The organism is Streptomyces sp. NPDC059373 (genome assembly GCF_042751495.1).
Taxonomy (GTDB): Bacteria; Actinomycetota; Actinomycetes; order Streptomycetales; family Streptomycetaceae; genus Actinacidiphila.
Window position 1 is genome coordinate 12,088 of record NZ_JBHYXC010000018.1, and the last position, 15,058, is coordinate 27,145.

Annotated in this window: 13 protein-coding genes; 9 read left to right on the forward strand and 4 right to left on the reverse strand. The window is 69.9% G+C overall.

The genetic code is table 11. From position 1 onward, the window contains the following. Nucleotides 1-85 precede the first annotated feature (85 nt). The 3 genes from ACFXJ5_RS23235 to ACFXJ5_RS23245 all read right to left on the reverse strand — a co-directional run bounded on the left by ACFXJ5_RS23235 (nt 86) and on the right by ACFXJ5_RS23245 (nt 3,536). Complete coding sequence (locus tag ACFXJ5_RS23235) at nt 86-1,543, reverse strand: WXG100 family type VII secretion target (protein WP_384634156.1); 1,458 nt, start codon at nt 1,541-1,543, stop codon at nt 86-88. Nucleotides 1,544-1,547: 4 nt separating this feature from the next. Continuing rightward, nucleotides 1,548-1,865 (reverse strand): hypothetical protein, encoded by a 318-nt coding sequence (locus ACFXJ5_RS23240; RefSeq protein WP_384634158.1) that lies wholly within the window; start codon nt 1,863-1,865, stop codon nt 1,548-1,550. Between the two features lie 213 nt (nt 1,866-2,078). Further along, a complete protein-coding gene (locus ACFXJ5_RS23245) occupies nt 2,079-3,536 on the reverse strand; it encodes a peptidoglycan D,D-transpeptidase FtsI family protein (protein ID WP_384634161.1) in 1,458 nt (485 codons plus the stop codon). Between the two features lie 465 nt (nt 3,537-4,001). Here ACFXJ5_RS23245 and ACFXJ5_RS23250 point away from each other — a divergent pair, with 465 nt between their 5' ends. The 9 genes from ACFXJ5_RS23250 to ACFXJ5_RS23290 all read left to right on the forward strand — a co-directional run bounded on the left by ACFXJ5_RS23250 (nt 4,002) and on the right by ACFXJ5_RS23290 (nt 14,125). After that, a complete protein-coding gene (locus ACFXJ5_RS23250) occupies nt 4,002-5,783 on the forward strand; it encodes a glycosyltransferase family 2 protein (RefSeq protein WP_384634164.1) in 1,782 nt (593 codons plus the stop codon). After that, the gene (gene glxA / locus ACFXJ5_RS23255) at nt 5,780-7,708 is read left to right on the forward strand and encodes a radical copper oxidase GlxA (protein WP_384634167.1); all 1,929 of its coding nucleotides are present in this window, start codon (nt 5,780-5,782) and stop codon (nt 7,706-7,708) included. Before ACFXJ5_RS23250 ends, glxA begins: the two co-directional genes overlap by 4 nt. A gap of 55 nt (nt 7,709-7,763) precedes the next feature. Beyond that, nucleotides 7,764-8,837 (forward strand): Gfo/Idh/MocA family oxidoreductase, encoded by a 1,074-nt coding sequence (locus ACFXJ5_RS23260; protein WP_384634170.1) that lies wholly within the window; start codon nt 7,764-7,766, stop codon nt 8,835-8,837. After that, the gene (locus ACFXJ5_RS23265) at nt 8,834-9,310 is read left to right on the forward strand and encodes a heme-degrading domain-containing protein (protein WP_384634172.1); all 477 of its coding nucleotides are present in this window, start codon (nt 8,834-8,836) and stop codon (nt 9,308-9,310) included. Before ACFXJ5_RS23260 ends, ACFXJ5_RS23265 begins: the two co-directional genes overlap by 4 nt. Before the next feature lie 411 nt (nt 9,311-9,721). Beyond that, nucleotides 9,722-10,741, forward strand: coding sequence for a glycoside hydrolase family 6 protein (locus ACFXJ5_RS23270; RefSeq protein ID WP_384634174.1), 1,020 nt, complete (start codon nt 9,722-9,724; stop codon nt 10,739-10,741). 133 nt (nt 10,742-10,874) lie between these two features. Continuing rightward, complete coding sequence (locus ACFXJ5_RS23275; RefSeq protein ID WP_384634177.1) at nt 10,875-11,648, forward strand: LPXTG cell wall anchor domain-containing protein; 774 nt, start codon at nt 10,875-10,877, stop codon at nt 11,646-11,648. Between the two features lie 9 nt (nt 11,649-11,657). Continuing rightward, nucleotides 11,658-12,437, forward strand: a complete 780-nt coding sequence (locus ACFXJ5_RS23280; RefSeq protein WP_384634180.1) for an HAD-IIA family hydrolase — start codon at nt 11,658-11,660, stop codon at nt 12,435-12,437. 108 nt (nt 12,438-12,545) lie between these two features. Continuing rightward, on the forward strand, nt 12,546-13,472 hold the full coding sequence (locus ACFXJ5_RS23285) for a hypothetical protein (RefSeq protein ID WP_384634183.1): 927 nt from the start codon (nt 12,546-12,548) through the stop codon (nt 13,470-13,472). A 5-nt stretch (nt 13,473-13,477) separates the two neighbouring features. Next, nucleotides 13,478-14,125, forward strand: a complete 648-nt coding sequence (locus ACFXJ5_RS23290) for a class F sortase (protein ID WP_384634185.1) — start codon at nt 13,478-13,480, stop codon at nt 14,123-14,125. Between the two features lie 52 nt (nt 14,126-14,177). Here ACFXJ5_RS23290 and ACFXJ5_RS23295 read toward each other — a convergent pair whose 3' ends face one another. After that, on the reverse strand, nt 14,178-15,032 hold the full coding sequence (locus ACFXJ5_RS23295; RefSeq protein WP_384634188.1) for a fumarylacetoacetate hydrolase family protein: 855 nt from the start codon (nt 15,030-15,032) through the stop codon (nt 14,178-14,180). Nucleotides 15,033-15,058: the final 26 nt, after the last annotated feature.

Consider the following 15,058-nt stretch of genomic DNA (forward strand, 5'->3'; position numbering starts at 1 on the left):
CTGTGTTCCTCTCCCAGCCGTGTGGGGGCGAGCCTGTGTCGGCTACGCCCCCACGCGTCACTAAGTGCTTCCGCACTTCCGTTGGCTACTCGATCACCCTGGGGGCCACGTTCACGTCCGACACCCAGGTGTCTTCGTCCTCGACAAGGTAGTCGGGCCTCTGGCCGGTGCGGGACTCTTCCTCTTCGGCTTCGGTGTTCACGCCCCTGCCGCCCATGCGGCCGCTTCCCTTGCCGACCTTGCCGGCTTCCTTGCCGCCACGGCTCTTGTGGAGGCCGGAGCCACCCTGGGAGCCCTTGCCGGTGCCACCCTCGGCTTCGCCGACGACACCGCCGCGCTTTCGGGCGAGGCTGCTGCCCTTGCCCGTTCCGGTCTTGGACTCCCCCAGCTTGCCCGCGCCGGCGCCGGACTGACCGGACATGCCACGGCCGGCTGCACCTGTACGACCCGCGGTGCTGCTGCCGGAGCCGGCAGTGCCGCCACTGACTCCGCCGAAGGCACCCGCCGCAGTAGCCGACGAGCCACCGACACTGCCTCCGGCCGAGCCACGGGCACCGGTGCCGGCACCGGTACTCACGCCCGAGGCGCCGCCTCCGGTGGTCCCCGCACCCGTCCCGGTCCCGGAAATGCCGTCCAGCCCGGTCCCAACCTGTGGCTTGCTTACCGTGGTCGCCTGCCGCGTGCCGCCGCTGACCGCCGCCTCGCGTGAACCGGTTCCGGAGGTGTTGGGCGATGTCACCGACTTGGAGGACGAGCCCGTACTCCCGCCGCTGGTGGAGCTGCGCCTTGATGTCGTGGCGCTGGGAGATTCTACCGAAACAGGGATGAACGCCACGGGAACGTTGCCACCCGGATCGCCTGGGTAGTTGTCATCTTTATCGCCAAATGTCCCTGTTGGCTTTGTGGTCTTCGTCCACGAACCCATCGTCTGCCTCTGGGTGCTGTAGACGACCGCCAGCTCTTCCATCTTCACGGCCATCTCCAGCTGGGCTTCCTTGCCCTTGGAGAGGTCGCCACGGTTGCTGTCCAGCGCCTGCTGCGTGGTGACACCCTTCGCCAAGTCGGCCTTCAGGCCGGCGTCACTGCGGTGGTGGCCGGTGAAGGCGTCCTTGATGTGGTCGCCGAGGCTGGAGGACTCGTCAGGCTTCTGCATCTTCTCGACGATGCCCTTGTAGTGGGTCAGGGCGTCCGCCGCGCTCTGCATCGCGGTCCCGGTGTACTTGGCGTATGTGGCACCGTCGGTGATCTTCTTGCTGATCTTCTTCGCCTCGGCGGCGAAACCGTCGGCGGAGGACCCTTCCCAGGTCTGGAGGATGTGGTCGACGGCGGTTTCGAGCAGGGCCTTGGCGCCGTCGGCGCCGACGAGTTGCTGTTCGACGGACTTCCAGGCCTTGGCGACGCCGTCGACGGCACCGGGGTCGGCATTGGAGAGCATGGCCTTCATCTCGTCCATGTTCTTGCCCATGGCGAAGTCGGTCTCGACGTGGCCGACGTACGGGCCGTACTGGGGTCCGTGGTACTGGTACTCGGTCGAATCGGTCATGGTGTCAGTTCGTCCCGCTCATGCTCGACTGGGCGTCGTACTCCGAGTTCTGGTAGTTGTCGTGGACTTTCTTCGCTTTCGTACCGAATGCGTCCATGACTTCATGGAGATGCTCGACGATCTCTTCCAGATGCGCCTTCATCTCGACATGCGCCTGCTCAAGCTGATGCGCCTCCGTAAAGCTGGTGCCGAGGGCACCTTTCGGGAGGTGCGTGGTGTGCTTGGCGTCCGTACTCGTCTTGCCCATGGCGCCGATGATCCGGTTGAGCTTGGTGATGGTGGAGTCGAGCTCGCTGAGATCGACTCTGTACTGATCGGCCATGCTGCGATCGCCCCCGTTCGCTACGCCGCCGGGCCCCCAGCACGACCCGCGCAACCTACTCGGCTCAGGCCGTCAACTCCGGTGGGGCGGAGCGGCTTTCTGACGGTGAGCTTTCAATCGACTACGACAAGAGTAGTAGATGGACCCCACAGCCGTCACATGCCCCACCCCCCTATCCGACCTATCCGAGGCTCCCGCACCACACGGCGCCGGTCAGCTCGATCCGAGGGCCGCCTTCATCATCGACCTCGCGATCGGCGCCGCCAGCCCGTTGCCGCTCACCTCGGAGCGCGCCGCGTCGGACTGCTCGACGACGACGGCGACGGCGACCTCCTTGCCGTTGCTGCCCTTGGCGTAGGAGACGAACCAGGCGTAGGGCGTGCCGCTGTTGTTCTCGCCGTGCTGCGCGGTGCCGGTCTTGCCGCCGACCTCGACGCCGCTGATCTTCGCGTTCGTACCGGTGCCGTTCTGGACGACGTTGATCATGGCCTGCTGGAGCTGGGTGGCGGTGCTCTGGCTGACCACGCGGGTGGTGGCCGAGTCCGGGTACGAGGTGATGGCCTTGCCGTTGCCGTCGGTCACCTTGGACACCATGTGCGGGGTGGCGAGCCGGCCGCCGTTGGCGAGTGCCGAGACGACCATGGCCATCTGCAGCGGGGTCGCGGTGTCGCTGAACTGGCCGATGCCGGACAGGGCGGTCTGGGGCTGGTCCATGCCGGAGGGGTAGACGCTCGTGGCCACGCGGACCGGGATGTCGAGCTGGGCGGCGTTGAAGCCGAACTTCTCGGCGGTCGCCTTCACCTTGGCCTCGCCGAGCTGGACCGCGAGCTTGGCGAAGACGGTGTTGCAGCTGTACTGCAGGGCGGTCTCGATGCTGGCGTTCTTGCAGGGGGCCGAGGTGTTCTCGTTCGTGATCGGGGTGCTGGTGCCGGGCGCGGTGTACGGGGCCGGGGAGTTGGTCTTCTGCGTGACCGAGCTGTAGAGCCCGTTCTCCAGCGCGGCCGCCGCGACGACCAGCTTGAAGGTCGAGCCCGGCGGATAGGTCTGGCGCAGCGCGCGGTTCAGCATGGGGCTCGCGCTGTCGGCCTGGAGCTTGCTGAAGGCCTTGCCGTCGGCGGTGGAGCTGCCGCTGAAGGTGGAGGGGTCGTACGAGGGCGTGGAGGCGACCGCAAGGATCTCGCCGGTGGCCGGGTCGATCGCGACGGCGGCGCCCTTCTTGGAGCCGAGCCCGGTGTAGGCGGCCTTCTGCACGGCCGGGTCGATGGTCGTGACGACGTCGCCGGGCTTGGCGGGCGTGTTGGTGAGGGCGTCCTTGACGCTCTTGAGCCGGGTGTCGGTGCCGTCCAGGACGTCCTGGTAGATGCCCTCCAGCTGGGTCGCGCCGTAGACCTGCGAGCTGTAACCGGTGACGGCGGAGTACAGCGAGCCGTCCGTGTAGGTGCGCTTGTACTTCAGGTCACCGCCCGTGGTGGCCTTGGAGCTGGTGACCGGCTTGCCGGCCACGATGATGTCGCCCAGCGGATTCGCGTACTGCGCGATGATGTTCCGCCGGTTGTGCGTCTGGTCCGCGAGGGCCTTGGAGTCGACGGCCTGGACCCAGGTGGCCCGCACGAGCAGCGAGAGCACCAGGAGCAGACAGAAGACCGAGGCGCGCCTGATCGTCGTATTCATCCCACTGGAAGGAACGGGTGAATCGGATGGGATGGTTCCGCCCGATCCGCACAGGTTTTCCACAGCGGCGGCGCTCGGGAGCCCAACCCGTACCCCTACCCCTGTCACGGCGGTGGTGGCCCGCGCACTCATGGGGCGCACGGTGCATCCCACAGGTGTCTCAAAGAGCACATACGCCCTGTTTCCAACTGGTTTCGTCCTTGCGATCAAGAAGGACGTTCCTGGACGCTTGGGATCAAGGACGTGTAATGCACCAATCCGGCCTTTAACAAGGCGAGTTGAGAACGAAGGGAGTGCGTTCAAGGCGTTACCGGGCGATGCCGCGGTCGTTGATGAGTCATAGCCAGCCTCATCCGGACCGAGCACCACCTCACCTGTACGTACGCCCGGGCGGCGGGGGGCCGCAGCTGCCCGGGAACGTGATGCCGTAAGAGATACGGCACACATGCTTCGGGGGGAGCATTGATGACGCCGACACCGACCGGCGCCCAGCAGTACACGACCACCGAACGTCCCGCCGTTCCCCAGCAGTGGCAGCGCGACCCTGCCACACCGGGCCCACGGTACGACTACGAGCATTACAGCCGGCTCGCCGGGCCCATGACCGAGGCGCCCGCCGACCGTCCGTATCGAGTCAAGTACCGCAGCCTGCTGTCCGACGAACCCCACCGCATACGCGCGGCCCTGCTGCTCGGCGCCGCGCCCGTGCTCTCCGCGATCCTGCTGGCCTGGCTGATGCAGCCCGGGCACTGGACCCGCAGAGCCGGCGCCCCGGCCTGGATGACGGTGTGCGACACCGTGATGCTGGTCTCGATCGGGCTCATCGAGCTCTTCCGACTGATCAACGTAAGCTCGAACGCCCACGCGACGCTCGTCGCCCGCGACCCGATACCCGTGGTCCCGGAGGTGGGCACGAAGGTCGCCTTCCTGACCACCTTCGTCCCGGGCAAGGAACCGCTGGCCATGGTGGGTGCCACTCTGGAGGCCGCCACCAGGCTCCGGCACCGCGGCATCCTCCACATATGGCTGCTGGACGAGGGCGACGACCCGGTCGTCAGGGAGCTGTGCGACCGGCTCGGCGTACGGCATTTCAGCCGCAAGGGCGTCGAGAGATGGAACCAGCCCAAGGGCGCCTTCCGCGCGAAGACCAAACACGGAAACTACAACGCCTGGCTCGACGCCCACGGCGACGACTACGAGTTCTTCGCCTCCGTCGACACCGACCACATACCGCTCGCCAACTTCCTTGAGCGGATGCTCGGTTACTTCCGCGACCCCGACACGGCCTTCGTCGTCGGTCCGCAGGTCTACGGCAACTACGAGAACGCCGTGACCAAGGCCGCCGAAAGCCAGCAGTTCCTCTTCCACGCCCTCATCCAGCGGGCCGGCAACGCCTACGGCTCCCCCATGTTCGTCGGCACCAACAACGCGGTCCGGATATCCGCCCTCAAGAGCGTCGGCGGCCTGGCCGACTCCATCACCGAGGACATGGCCACCGGCCTCGAACTCCACCGGCACCGCAACCCCTACACCGGCCGCAAATGGCGCTCCGTCTACACCCCGGACGTCCTGGCCGTGGGCGAGGGCCCGGCCTCGTGGACCGACTTCTTCACCCAGCAGCTGCGCTGGAGCCGGGGAACGTACGAGACCGTGCTGAAGCAGTTCTGGAAAGCGCCCTTCACCCTCTCTCCCGGCCGGTTCCTCAACTACGGCCTGATGCTCGTCTACTACCCGATGACGGCCTTCAACTGGCTTCTGGGCGCGCTGAGCTGCGCCCTGTTCCTCGGCCTCGGCGCCTCGGGCATCCAGATCAACTCCGAGGTCTGGATGATGCTCTACAGCGACGCCGCCGCCCTCCAGATAGGCCTCTACATCTGGAACCGCCGGCACAACGTCAGCCCCCACGAACCCGAGGGCTCCTCCGGCGCCGCCGGCATGGTGATGTCGGCGCTGTCCGCGCCGATCTACGCCCGCTCGCTGCTGGACACCCTGATCCGCCGGAAGAGCAGCTTCGTGGTCACCCCCAAGGGCGACTCGGCCAGCCCGGACCGGCTGCTGTCGACCTTCCGGATCCACATCTTCTGGACGCTGGTCTTCGGCGGCTCGCTCGCGGCCAGCTTCTTCAACCACCACACCCACGTCGCGATGCGCACCTGGGCGACGCTGGCGCTGGTCATCACCACCGCGCCGATCGTCGTCTGGTCCCTGTCGCTGATCCGGGCCAAGTCCGGGAGTGACGGCCGATGAGATACCGACCCAGCCGGCGACTGAGGAAAATGGTCGCCGGAGGCGCCGCCGTGGGCGTGCTCGCCGGTATGAACACCCCCGCGATCTACGCCTACACCACCGAGAAGTACCACGAGTACAAGATCAACCAGCCCGCGTACAAGGCGAAGTACGGCCACTGGGACTTCGTCGACGTGCCCGCGAAGTACCGCATCAACTCCATCCACGCCGCCATGCTGCACACCGGCAAGGTCCTGCTCATCGCCGGCTCCGGCAACGACGAGAAGAACTTCAAGGCCAAGACCTTCCAGAGCGTCCTGTGGGATCCGGTCAAGAACACCTTCAAGGAGATCGACACCCCGAAGGACATGTTCTGCTCCGGCCACGTCCAGCTCGCCAACGGCAATCTGCTGGTCGCCGGCGGCACCGCCCGCTACGAGAAGCTCAAGGGCGACGTCACCAGAGCCGGCGGCGAGATGATCATCAAGAACGAGGACCCGGACAAGCCCCGGGCCTTCCCCCAGGGCACGATCTTCGTCAACAGCGAGAACGGGAAGAAGTTCCACACCGACTTCCCGATCAACGTGCCGCGGGCGACGAAGACGGTGGACAAGAAGACCGGCAAGGTCACCGTCACGGCCAGCAATGCCCGGATCTTCGTCGAGTCCGAGGTCAAGGGCGACAAGGGCATCGTCAACACCGCCGCCCAGTACGAGATCCAGGGCCTCACCGGCGACGACAGGAACAACCTCTACGGCCTCGCCACCAAGCTCGGCATGGACAAGAAGGACTTCCAGGGCATCAAGAACGCCTACGAGTTCGACCCCGTCGCCGAGAAGTACATCCCGGTCGACCCCATGAACGAGGCCCGCTGGTATCCCACCCTGGTCACCCTCGAGGACGGCAAGGTGCTCGCCGTCTCCGGCCTCGACGACATCGGCCAGGTCGTCCCCGGCAAGAACGAGATCTTCGACCCCAAGACGAAGAAGTGGACCTACACCAGGACCCGCTACTTCCCCACCTACCCCGCCCTCTTCCTCACCCAGGGCGGCAAGATCTTCTACTCCGGCGCCAACGCCGGCTACGGCCCCGCCGACAAGGGCCGCGTCCCCGGCATCTGGAACCTGAAGACCAACAGCTTCAAGGCGGTCCCCGGCATCAGCGACGCCAAGGACCTCGAGACCGCCAGCTCCGTGCTGCTGCCGCCGGCCCAGGACCAGAAGGTCATGGTGCTCGGCGGTGGCGGCGTCGGCGAGTCCAAGTCCTCCACCGACCGCACCGCGATCGTCGACCTCACCCAGGACAATCCGACCTTCACGGCCGGCCCCGACCTGTCCGAGCCCACCCGCTACCTCAACAGCGTCCTCCTCCCCGACGACACCGTCCTCACCACCGGCGGCTCCCGGGACTACCGAGGCCGCAGCGCCAGCGACATCCTCAAGGCGCAGATCTACGACCCGGCCTCCAACGCCTTCCTCCAGGCCGCCGACCCCGCCGTCGGCCGCGACTACCACTCCGAGGCCCTGCTCCTCCCCGACGGCCGGGTCGCCGTCCTCGGCTCCAACCCCCTCTACGGCGACAAGGACAACACCACCGTCGGCTTCTTCGAGCAGCGCATCGAGATCTACACCCCCGCCTACCGCTACCGCGACTCCAAGCCCGCCCTCTCCGGCGGCCCGAGCACCATCGAGCGCGGCGGCTCCGCCACCTTCCGTACGGACCAGGCCGCCGGCATCAAAACCGCGCGGCTCATGCGGCCCAGCGCCGTCACCCACGCGACGGACGTCGAGCAGCGCTCCATCGCCCTCGACGTGAAGAAACAGAACGGTGCCATCACCGTCACCATCCCCAAGGACCCGTCACTGGTCCCCTCCGGCTGGTACATGCTGGTCGTGACGGACGGTGCCGGTACGCCTTCGAAGGCGGTATGGGTGCGGGTGCCCTAAGGCCGGGAGGGGGGCGGGTTTGCGCCCTGGTGACCACGTTGCTTAGGTGGACGCCATGAGCAATCCCGCCCTTCCCCTGCGCGTCGGACTGGTCGGCTACGGCCTGGCCGGATCCGTGTTCCATGCCCCGCTGATCGCCGCCACCGACGACCTGACCCTGGACACCGTCGTCACCGCCAACCCCGACCGCCAGGCGCAGGCCCGCGCCGAGCATTCAGGCGTACGGGTCGCGGCGGCGCCGGAGGAGCTGTGGGCGCGGGCGGCCGAGCTCGACCTGATCGTGCTGGCCTCACCGAACCGTACGCACGTGCCCCTCGCGGAGGCCGCGCTCAAGGCCGGGCTGCCCGTGGTGGTCGACAAGCCGATCGCGGGGACCGCTGCCGAGGCCCGGGCGCTCGCCGCGCTGGCCGAGGAGCGGGGGCTGCTGCTGTCGGTCTTCCAGAACCGCCGCTGGGACAACGACCACCTCACCCTCTCCCACCTCATCGACGCCGGTGAGCTGGGCACCGTACAGCGCTTCGAGTCCCGCTTCGAGCGGTGGCGGCCGCAGCCCAAGGGCGGCTGGCGCGAGTCCGGCGACCCGGCGGAGATCGGCGGGCTGCTCTACGACCTGGGCAGCCACCTGGTCGACCAGGCCCTCACGCTGTTCGGGCCGGTGGCCACGGTCTACGCCGAGTCCGACATCCGCCGCCCGGGCGCGCAGGTGGACGACGACACCTTCATCGCGCTCACCCACACCGGCGGCGTCCGCTCCCACCTGTGGATGAGCGCCACGGCCGCCCGCCTCGGCCCCCGCTTCCGCGTGCTGGGCAGCACCGCCGGCTATGTCAAGTACGGCCTCGACCCCCAGGAAGCCGCCCTGCGCGACGGCCTGCGCCCCGGCCCCGGCTGGGGCACCGAGCCCGAGTCCGCCTGGGGCACGGTCGGCGCCGGCGACGACACCCGCACGGTCCCCACCCTCCCGGGCGACTACCCGGCGTACTACGCCGCCATCGCCGCCGCCCTCCGCGACGGCACGCCCCCGCCCGTCACGGCCGCGCAGGCCGCGGATGCCCTGGACGTCCTGGAGGCGGCCCGGCTGTCCGCCCGCGAGGGCCGTACGGTCACGATCCACGGGGACAAGGGATGACCGCCGGCACCGCGGAGGCCACCGCGCTCGTCGCGGAGATCGAGGCCCAGGAACGACGTCTCACCCTCACCCGCTTCACCAACGACGACGCCTGGCGGCTCGGCGTCCTGCTGGTCGACCTCGCCCGCGAGCGCGACGCCGCGGTCGTCGCCGACATCCGGCGCGGCGGGCAGCAGCTCTTCCACTACGCCCTGCCGGGCACCTCGCCCGACAACGACGCATGGCTGGACCGCAAGTGCCGGGTGGTGGACCGCTACCTGGAGAGCTCGTACCTCGTCGGGACCCGCTTCCGCGCCAAGGGCACGACCTTCGAGGCGGCCTCCCGTCTCGACCCGGACCGCTACGCCGCGCACGGCGGCGCCTTCCCGCTGCGCGTCGAGGGGGTCGGCGTCATCGGCACCGTCGCCGTCTCCGGCCTGCCGCAGGCCGAGGACCATGCCCTGGTCGTGGAGGCCCTGACCAGGTTCACGTAACAGTCCGCGCCCGGCCGGCGGATCCGCTCCCCCCGGAGGCCGCCGGCCGGACGCCCCTCACCCGTGGGCGGCCGGACTGCGGGAGAGGTCCGGCTGCCTGGGGAGGCAGGGAAAAACTCGGGTGACGGAATCGGTGACGGAATCGGTGACGGCACACGACCGGCCGCGCGCCGACGGCGTCGTGCTCATCGGGCGCTGTTCGTCCGGGCCTGGGGAAACAGGGGAGGCCACAGACGGCCGCCTACCCAGCGTAGAACAGCCGAGCGCCCGCACGGTAGGGCGACTTGACGCCACGTCACGTCCACGACGTCCGATCCAGCCCCGTTCGGCCCCATCTACACCACCTTCTGACGGTGTGGTATGTCAGGATTGGTACTGACCGGTCTCGTCCCGCCATCCAAGGGGGAGTGGATGCACGGCACCAACACCGGCCCGGTGCGCAGGGCCGCCTGCGCCGTCTTCGCGTTCGGCCTGCTGGCCACACTGCTCGGGGGCTGCATGAGCACAGGGAAGGGGCGCGGCGTCAGGCCCGCCCCGTCGGCCGCGATGTCCGGCGCGCCCTTCTGGGTCAACCCGGACTCCGAGGCCGCCCGCCAGGTCGCCCGCTGGAAGAAGGACGGCCGGGCCGGCGACGCCCGGCTCCTGGAACGGATCGCCTCCGAACCCGTCGCCGAATGGATCGGCATCGACGACCCCCAGGGCCAGGCCCGCGGCTTCACCGAGGGCGCGGCCGCCGCCGGCCGCCGCGCCCTGCTCGTCGTCTACGACATCCCGCACCGCGACTGCGGCCAGTACTCCAAGGGCGGCGCCGCCGACGGCGACACGTACCGGGCCTGGCTCAACGAGGTCGCCGCCGGCATCGGCAACCGCGAAGCCACGGTGATACTGGAGCCGGACGCGCTCACGCACATCGTCGACGGCTGCACCCCTGCCCGCTACCACGAGGAGCGTTACGCCCTCCTCATGTACGCCATCGACACCCTCAAGACCCTTCCCCGCACCAAGGTCTACCTCGACGCGGGCAACGCCGGCTGGGTCCGCGACCCCCGCCAACTCGTCGAGCCCCTCCAGCGGGCCGGCATCGGCCGGGCGGACGGCTTCGTCCTCAACACGTCCAACTTCTACACGACCGAGGCCAACACGGCTTACGGCATGGAGCTCTCCGCCGACCTCGGCGGCAAGCACTTCATCATCGACACCAGCCGCAACGGCCGCGGCCCCCTCTCCGGCGGCCACGACGAAGCCTGGTGCAACCCGCCCGGCCGCGGCCTCGGCGTCCCCCCCACCACCCGCACCTCCGACCGCCACATCGACGCCTACCTCTGGATCAAGCGCCCCGGCGACTCCGACGGCCCCTGCAAGGGCGGCCCCGCCGCCGGCACCTGGTGGCCCGAATACGCCCTCGGCCTGGCCCGCAACGCGGTGCCCTGATCCTTTCCGCCCGGGTTCGGGCCGGCCGTACGGCGAACGGGTGGGATTGGGGCGGGGTGGCCGCGTCGAGGGAGGAGGCGGCGGCGGGGGCGTGAGAGGTTCCGGTCATATGAGATGCCGGAAGAGACTGCTCGTGAGCGCCGCCATCCTGGTCGGCACCGTGGCCGGCGTGCCGCAGGCACAGAGGCCCGCACAGGCCGAGGACTTCCCGATCCGGGCGCGGCTGGCCGGCGGCCCGACGACGTACGAGGCCGGCGGCGAGCCCCACGGCTTCGACGTGGTGCTGCTCAACGCCGGTGGAGCCAAGCGCAGCGACCTGCATCCGGTGATCGTGCTGGTCGACCGGGAGCGGGCGCTGACGCCGCGTCGGATTCGCCTCGACTACGAGGACCCGGCGACCGGCACATGGCAAGCGGTGCACCTCGAACATACGGACAACGCCGAGAACGTCGGCGTCGTGGGCGGCGAGAACGGCCCCGGCACGACGCTCGCGCCGCATGGGAGCCTGACCGTGCGGTTGAGGCTGCGTTTCGAGCGGGGGACGGCACGGGGCCATGTCACGGCCTCGGCGACGGTGATGCAGCGCAGGGGGACGGACGGCGACTGGGTGGGCGAGTCGGGGCCGTACCAGTTCGACGTCACGCCGGCGGCCACGACGGCGGCGCCGACCCAGGCACCGGCTCATGCACCGACCCAGGCACCGGCCCAGACCCAGACCCAGGCACCGGCCCAGACCCAGGCACCGGCCCAGGCACCCGCACCGGCGGCCGTCCCGCCGCGACGCGACCCCGTCGCCGCGCCCCCGCAGCTCGCCGCCACGGGGACCGCCGGCCGCCCGGCCCTTGCCGCGCTGGGCCTGATCGCCATGGGCGCAGCCCTCCTCACGGTGGCGCGGCGCCGCCGTTAGGCTGAGATCATGTCGACACGCAAGCCGATCGAATCGTGGCTCACCGACATGGACGGGGTGCTGATCCACGAAGGCACCCCGATCCCTGGCGCCGACGCCTTCCTCAAGCGGCTGAAGGAGTCCGGGAAGCCCTTCCTGGTGCTGACCAACAACTCCATCTACACGCCGCGCGACCTGCACGCCCGCCTTGCCCGGATGGGCCTGAACGTGCCGGTCGAGAACATCTGGACCTCCGCCCTCGCCACCGCCAAGTTCCTGTCCGACCAGCGCCCCGACGGCACGGCGTACGTCATCGGCGAAGCCGGGTTGACCACCGCGCTGCACGACATCGGCTATGTCCTCACCGACGTCGACCCGGACTACGTCGTCCTCGGCGAGACCCGTACGTACAGCTTCGAGGCGCTCACCAAGGCCATCCGGCTGATCAACGCCGGCGCGCGTTTCATCGCGACCAACCCCGACGAGACCGGGCCGTCCCCCGAGGGCGTGCTGCCGGCCACCGGCTCGGTCGCGGCGCTGATCACGAAGGCGACGGGCAAGGATCCGTACTTCGTCGGCAAGCCGAACCCGCTGATGATGCGGGCCGGGCTCAACGGCATCGAGGCGCACTCCGAGACCAGCGCGATGATCGGCGACCGCATGGACACGGATGTCCTGGCGGGGCTGGAGGCCGGTATGGAGACGGTGTTGGTGCTCACCGGTCTGACGACGACCGCCGACATAGACCGGTACCCCTTCAAGCCCTCACGGGTCGTCAATTCGATCGCGGACCTCGTCGAAGAGATCTGACGGCGCCTGACTCGTACGGAGCATCACCGCGTGCGGCGGCACGCCAGGCGGCGGACCTTCGAAGTACCGGGTGATGACGTGAGCCCGGACGACTGGAGGTTTTCCGCCATGGGCTCTGTCCGTATCCCCTTGTACGCCGCCGGGGCAGCCGCCGCGCTGATGGGGCTGTCCGGCCCGGCCGCCGCCGCGTTCCCCGGGCAGGGGGAGGTGACGGTCACGCCGTCCGCCGTGTCGCCGGGCGGCGACGTGGACATCCGTACGTTGTCCTGCGGGCAGGCCGTTTCCGGCACCGTCAGCTCCAGGGCTTTCGTCTCCACGGTCAGGCTCGCCCCGGCGGCGGACGGCGGGCTGTTCGCCGAGGCGGTGGTCAGTTCCTCCACCACGCCGGGTTCGTACCCGGTGTCCATCAGCTGCGAAGGTCTGACCCGCGCGACCCAGGCCACGCTGACCGTCACCCGCTCGGACACACAGTCGGGCGACAACGGCGACCAGGAGAAGCAGTGGGGCGGCAACGGGGGCAGCAGCGGAGGCAGCGGAGGCGGCCAGGAGAAGCAGTGGGGCAACACCGGCGGCGGGGGCGGCGGGGGCGGAGGCGGCCAGGAGAAGCAGTGGGGCAACACCGGCGGCGGGGGCGGCGGGGGCGGAGGCGGCCAGGAGAAGCAGTGGGGCAACACGGGAGGCGGCAGCGGGGGCGGCGGCAACGGCGGCAGCGGGGGCGGGGGCGGCGGCCAGGACAAGCAGTGGGGCAGCAACGGGGGCAACCAACAGAACCAGCAGAACCAGTGGGGCGGCGGCGGCCAGGACAAGCAGTGGGGCAACACCGGGGGCAACGGCGGCCAGGACACTCAGTGGGGCGACATGCCCGGCGCACCGGTCCCGGCGGGCGGCGGCGGCGCGGCGAAGCTCCTCGCCAGCCAGGGGCAGCACTCGCATGACGCGGGCGTGCCGGGCGTCGTGGCGGCCGGCGTGCTCGCCACGGCCGGGATCGCGGGGCTCGCGATGCACCGCCGCCGGCGCGGCCGCGGCCGGGACTGACAGCCGTGACGCACGGCCGGACCCTGGCGGGCCTCGCCGCCGCGCTCGTCCTGCTGGCGGCCTGGCTCAAGGGCTACATCCACCTCGACGGTGCCGGCGCCCCTGCCCAGGCCGCCGTTTCCGCCGCGTCGGCCGCCAAGGACCGTGGCGGGCGGCCGCCCGCCGTCTACGCCCCGCACCTGCCGCTGCCCGCCGCCCGGCCGCTCCGCGTCGACATCCCGTCGATCGGCGTCCACGCCCCGGTCGTCGCACGCGGCCTGGACCGCTCCGGCGCCGTCGACCCGCCGCCCTACAGCACCCCGGACGTCGCCGGTTGGTACGGCGCCGGGCCGACGCCCGGTGCCAAGGGCGCCGCCGTCATCGTGGGCCACGTCGACACCAAGACGCGGCCGGCCGTCTTCTACCCGCTCAGTACGATCGCCGCCGGCGCGCTCATCGACGTCACCCGGTCGGACCACACGGTCGCCGAGTTCACCGTCGAAGCCGTCCAGGTGGTCGAGAAGTCCGGCTTCCGCCCCGAGCGCGTCTACGGTTCCGACGGGCGCCCCGAACTCCGCCTCATCACCTGCGGCGGCACCTTCGACCACGCCAAGCAGGCCTACTCGGCCAACGTCGTCGTCTACGCCGCCCTCACCGGCACCCACCCCGCGTAAGGAGGGAGGTGCGTGCCGGTGAGGCACGGCCGCAGCCCCGGACGGCCCGCTGCTACGCGCCCTTGAAAACCTGGCGCTGCCGGCCGAGGCCGTCGATCTCCAGCTCGACCACGTCGCCGGCCCGGAGGTACGGCTTCGGGTCCGGCTGACCGAGGGCCACGCCGGCCGGGGTGCCGGTGTTGATGACGTCGCCCGGATAGAGGGTCATGAACTGGCTGAGGTAGCGGACGACTTCGGCCACGGGGAAGATCTGGTCCGCCGTGCTGCCGTTCTGCTTCAGCTCGCCGTTGACCCAGAGCCGCAGGCCGAGCGCCTGCGGATCCGGCACCTCGTCCGCCGTGACGAGCCAGGGCCCCAGCGGGTTGAAGGTCTCGCAGTTCTTGCCCTTGTCCCACTGGCCGCCGCGCTCGATCTGGAAGGCGCGCTCGGAGACGTCGTGGGCGATGGCGTAGCCGGCCACGGCGGCCAGTGCCTCGTCCTCCGACGCGGCGTAGCGCAGTTCGCGGCCGATGACGACGGCGAGTTCGACCTCCCAGTCGGTCTTCTCGCTGCCGCGCGGCACCAGCACCGTGTCCTCGGGTCCGACGACCGTGTCGGGGGCCTTCATGAAGATGATCGGCTCGGCCGGGATCGCTGCGCCGGTCTCGGTCGCGTGGTCGTGGTAGTTGAGCCCGATGCAGACGATCTTGCCGATCCGGCCCAGCGGCGGTGCGACACGTACGCTCGCGTCGAGCACGGGCAGCGTGCCGTCCGCCTCGGCCTCGCGGATCCGGGCGAGTGCGGCGTCATCGGCCAGCAGCGATCCGTCGATGTCCGTCACGAGGGCGGACAGATCACGCAGGACCCCGTCACGGTCCAGCAGCCCGGGGCGTTCCGCCCCGGCGGCTCCGGCTCGCAGCAGCTTCACAGGAGACTCCTTCGTCAGTCCGGATC

Excerpts from the sequence above, each read along its gene's own strand:
- ACFXJ5_RS23245 (WP_384634161.1), bottom strand. The coding sequence starts at position 3,536 with ATGAATACGACGATCAGGCGCGCCTCGGTCTTCTGTCTGCTCCTGGTG.
- ACFXJ5_RS23285 (WP_384634183.1), top strand. The coding sequence starts at position 12,546 with ATGGGCTCTGTCCGTATCCCCTTGTACGCCGCCGGGGCAGCCGCCGCG.
- ACFXJ5_RS23270 (WP_384634174.1), top strand. The coding sequence starts at position 9,722 with ATGCACGGCACCAACACCGGCCCGGTGCGCAGGGCCGCCTGCGCCGTC.
- ACFXJ5_RS23235 (WP_384634156.1), bottom strand. The coding sequence starts at position 1,543 with ATGACCGATTCGACCGAGTACCAGTACCACGGACCCCAGTACGGCCCG.
- ACFXJ5_RS23280 (WP_384634180.1), top strand. The coding sequence starts at position 11,658 with ATGTCGACACGCAAGCCGATCGAATCGTGGCTCACCGACATGGACGGG.
- ACFXJ5_RS23250 (WP_384634164.1), top strand. The coding sequence starts at position 4,002 with ATGACGCCGACACCGACCGGCGCCCAGCAGTACACGACCACCGAACGT.
- ACFXJ5_RS23260 (WP_384634170.1), top strand. The coding sequence starts at position 7,764 with ATGAGCAATCCCGCCCTTCCCCTGCGCGTCGGACTGGTCGGCTACGGC.
- ACFXJ5_RS23240 (WP_384634158.1), bottom strand. The coding sequence starts at position 1,865 with ATGGCCGATCAGTACAGAGTCGATCTCAGCGAGCTCGACTCCACCATC.
- glxA (WP_384634167.1), top strand. The coding sequence starts at position 5,780 with ATGAGATACCGACCCAGCCGGCGACTGAGGAAAATGGTCGCCGGAGGC.
- ACFXJ5_RS23265 (WP_384634172.1), top strand. The coding sequence starts at position 8,834 with ATGACCGCCGGCACCGCGGAGGCCACCGCGCTCGTCGCGGAGATCGAG.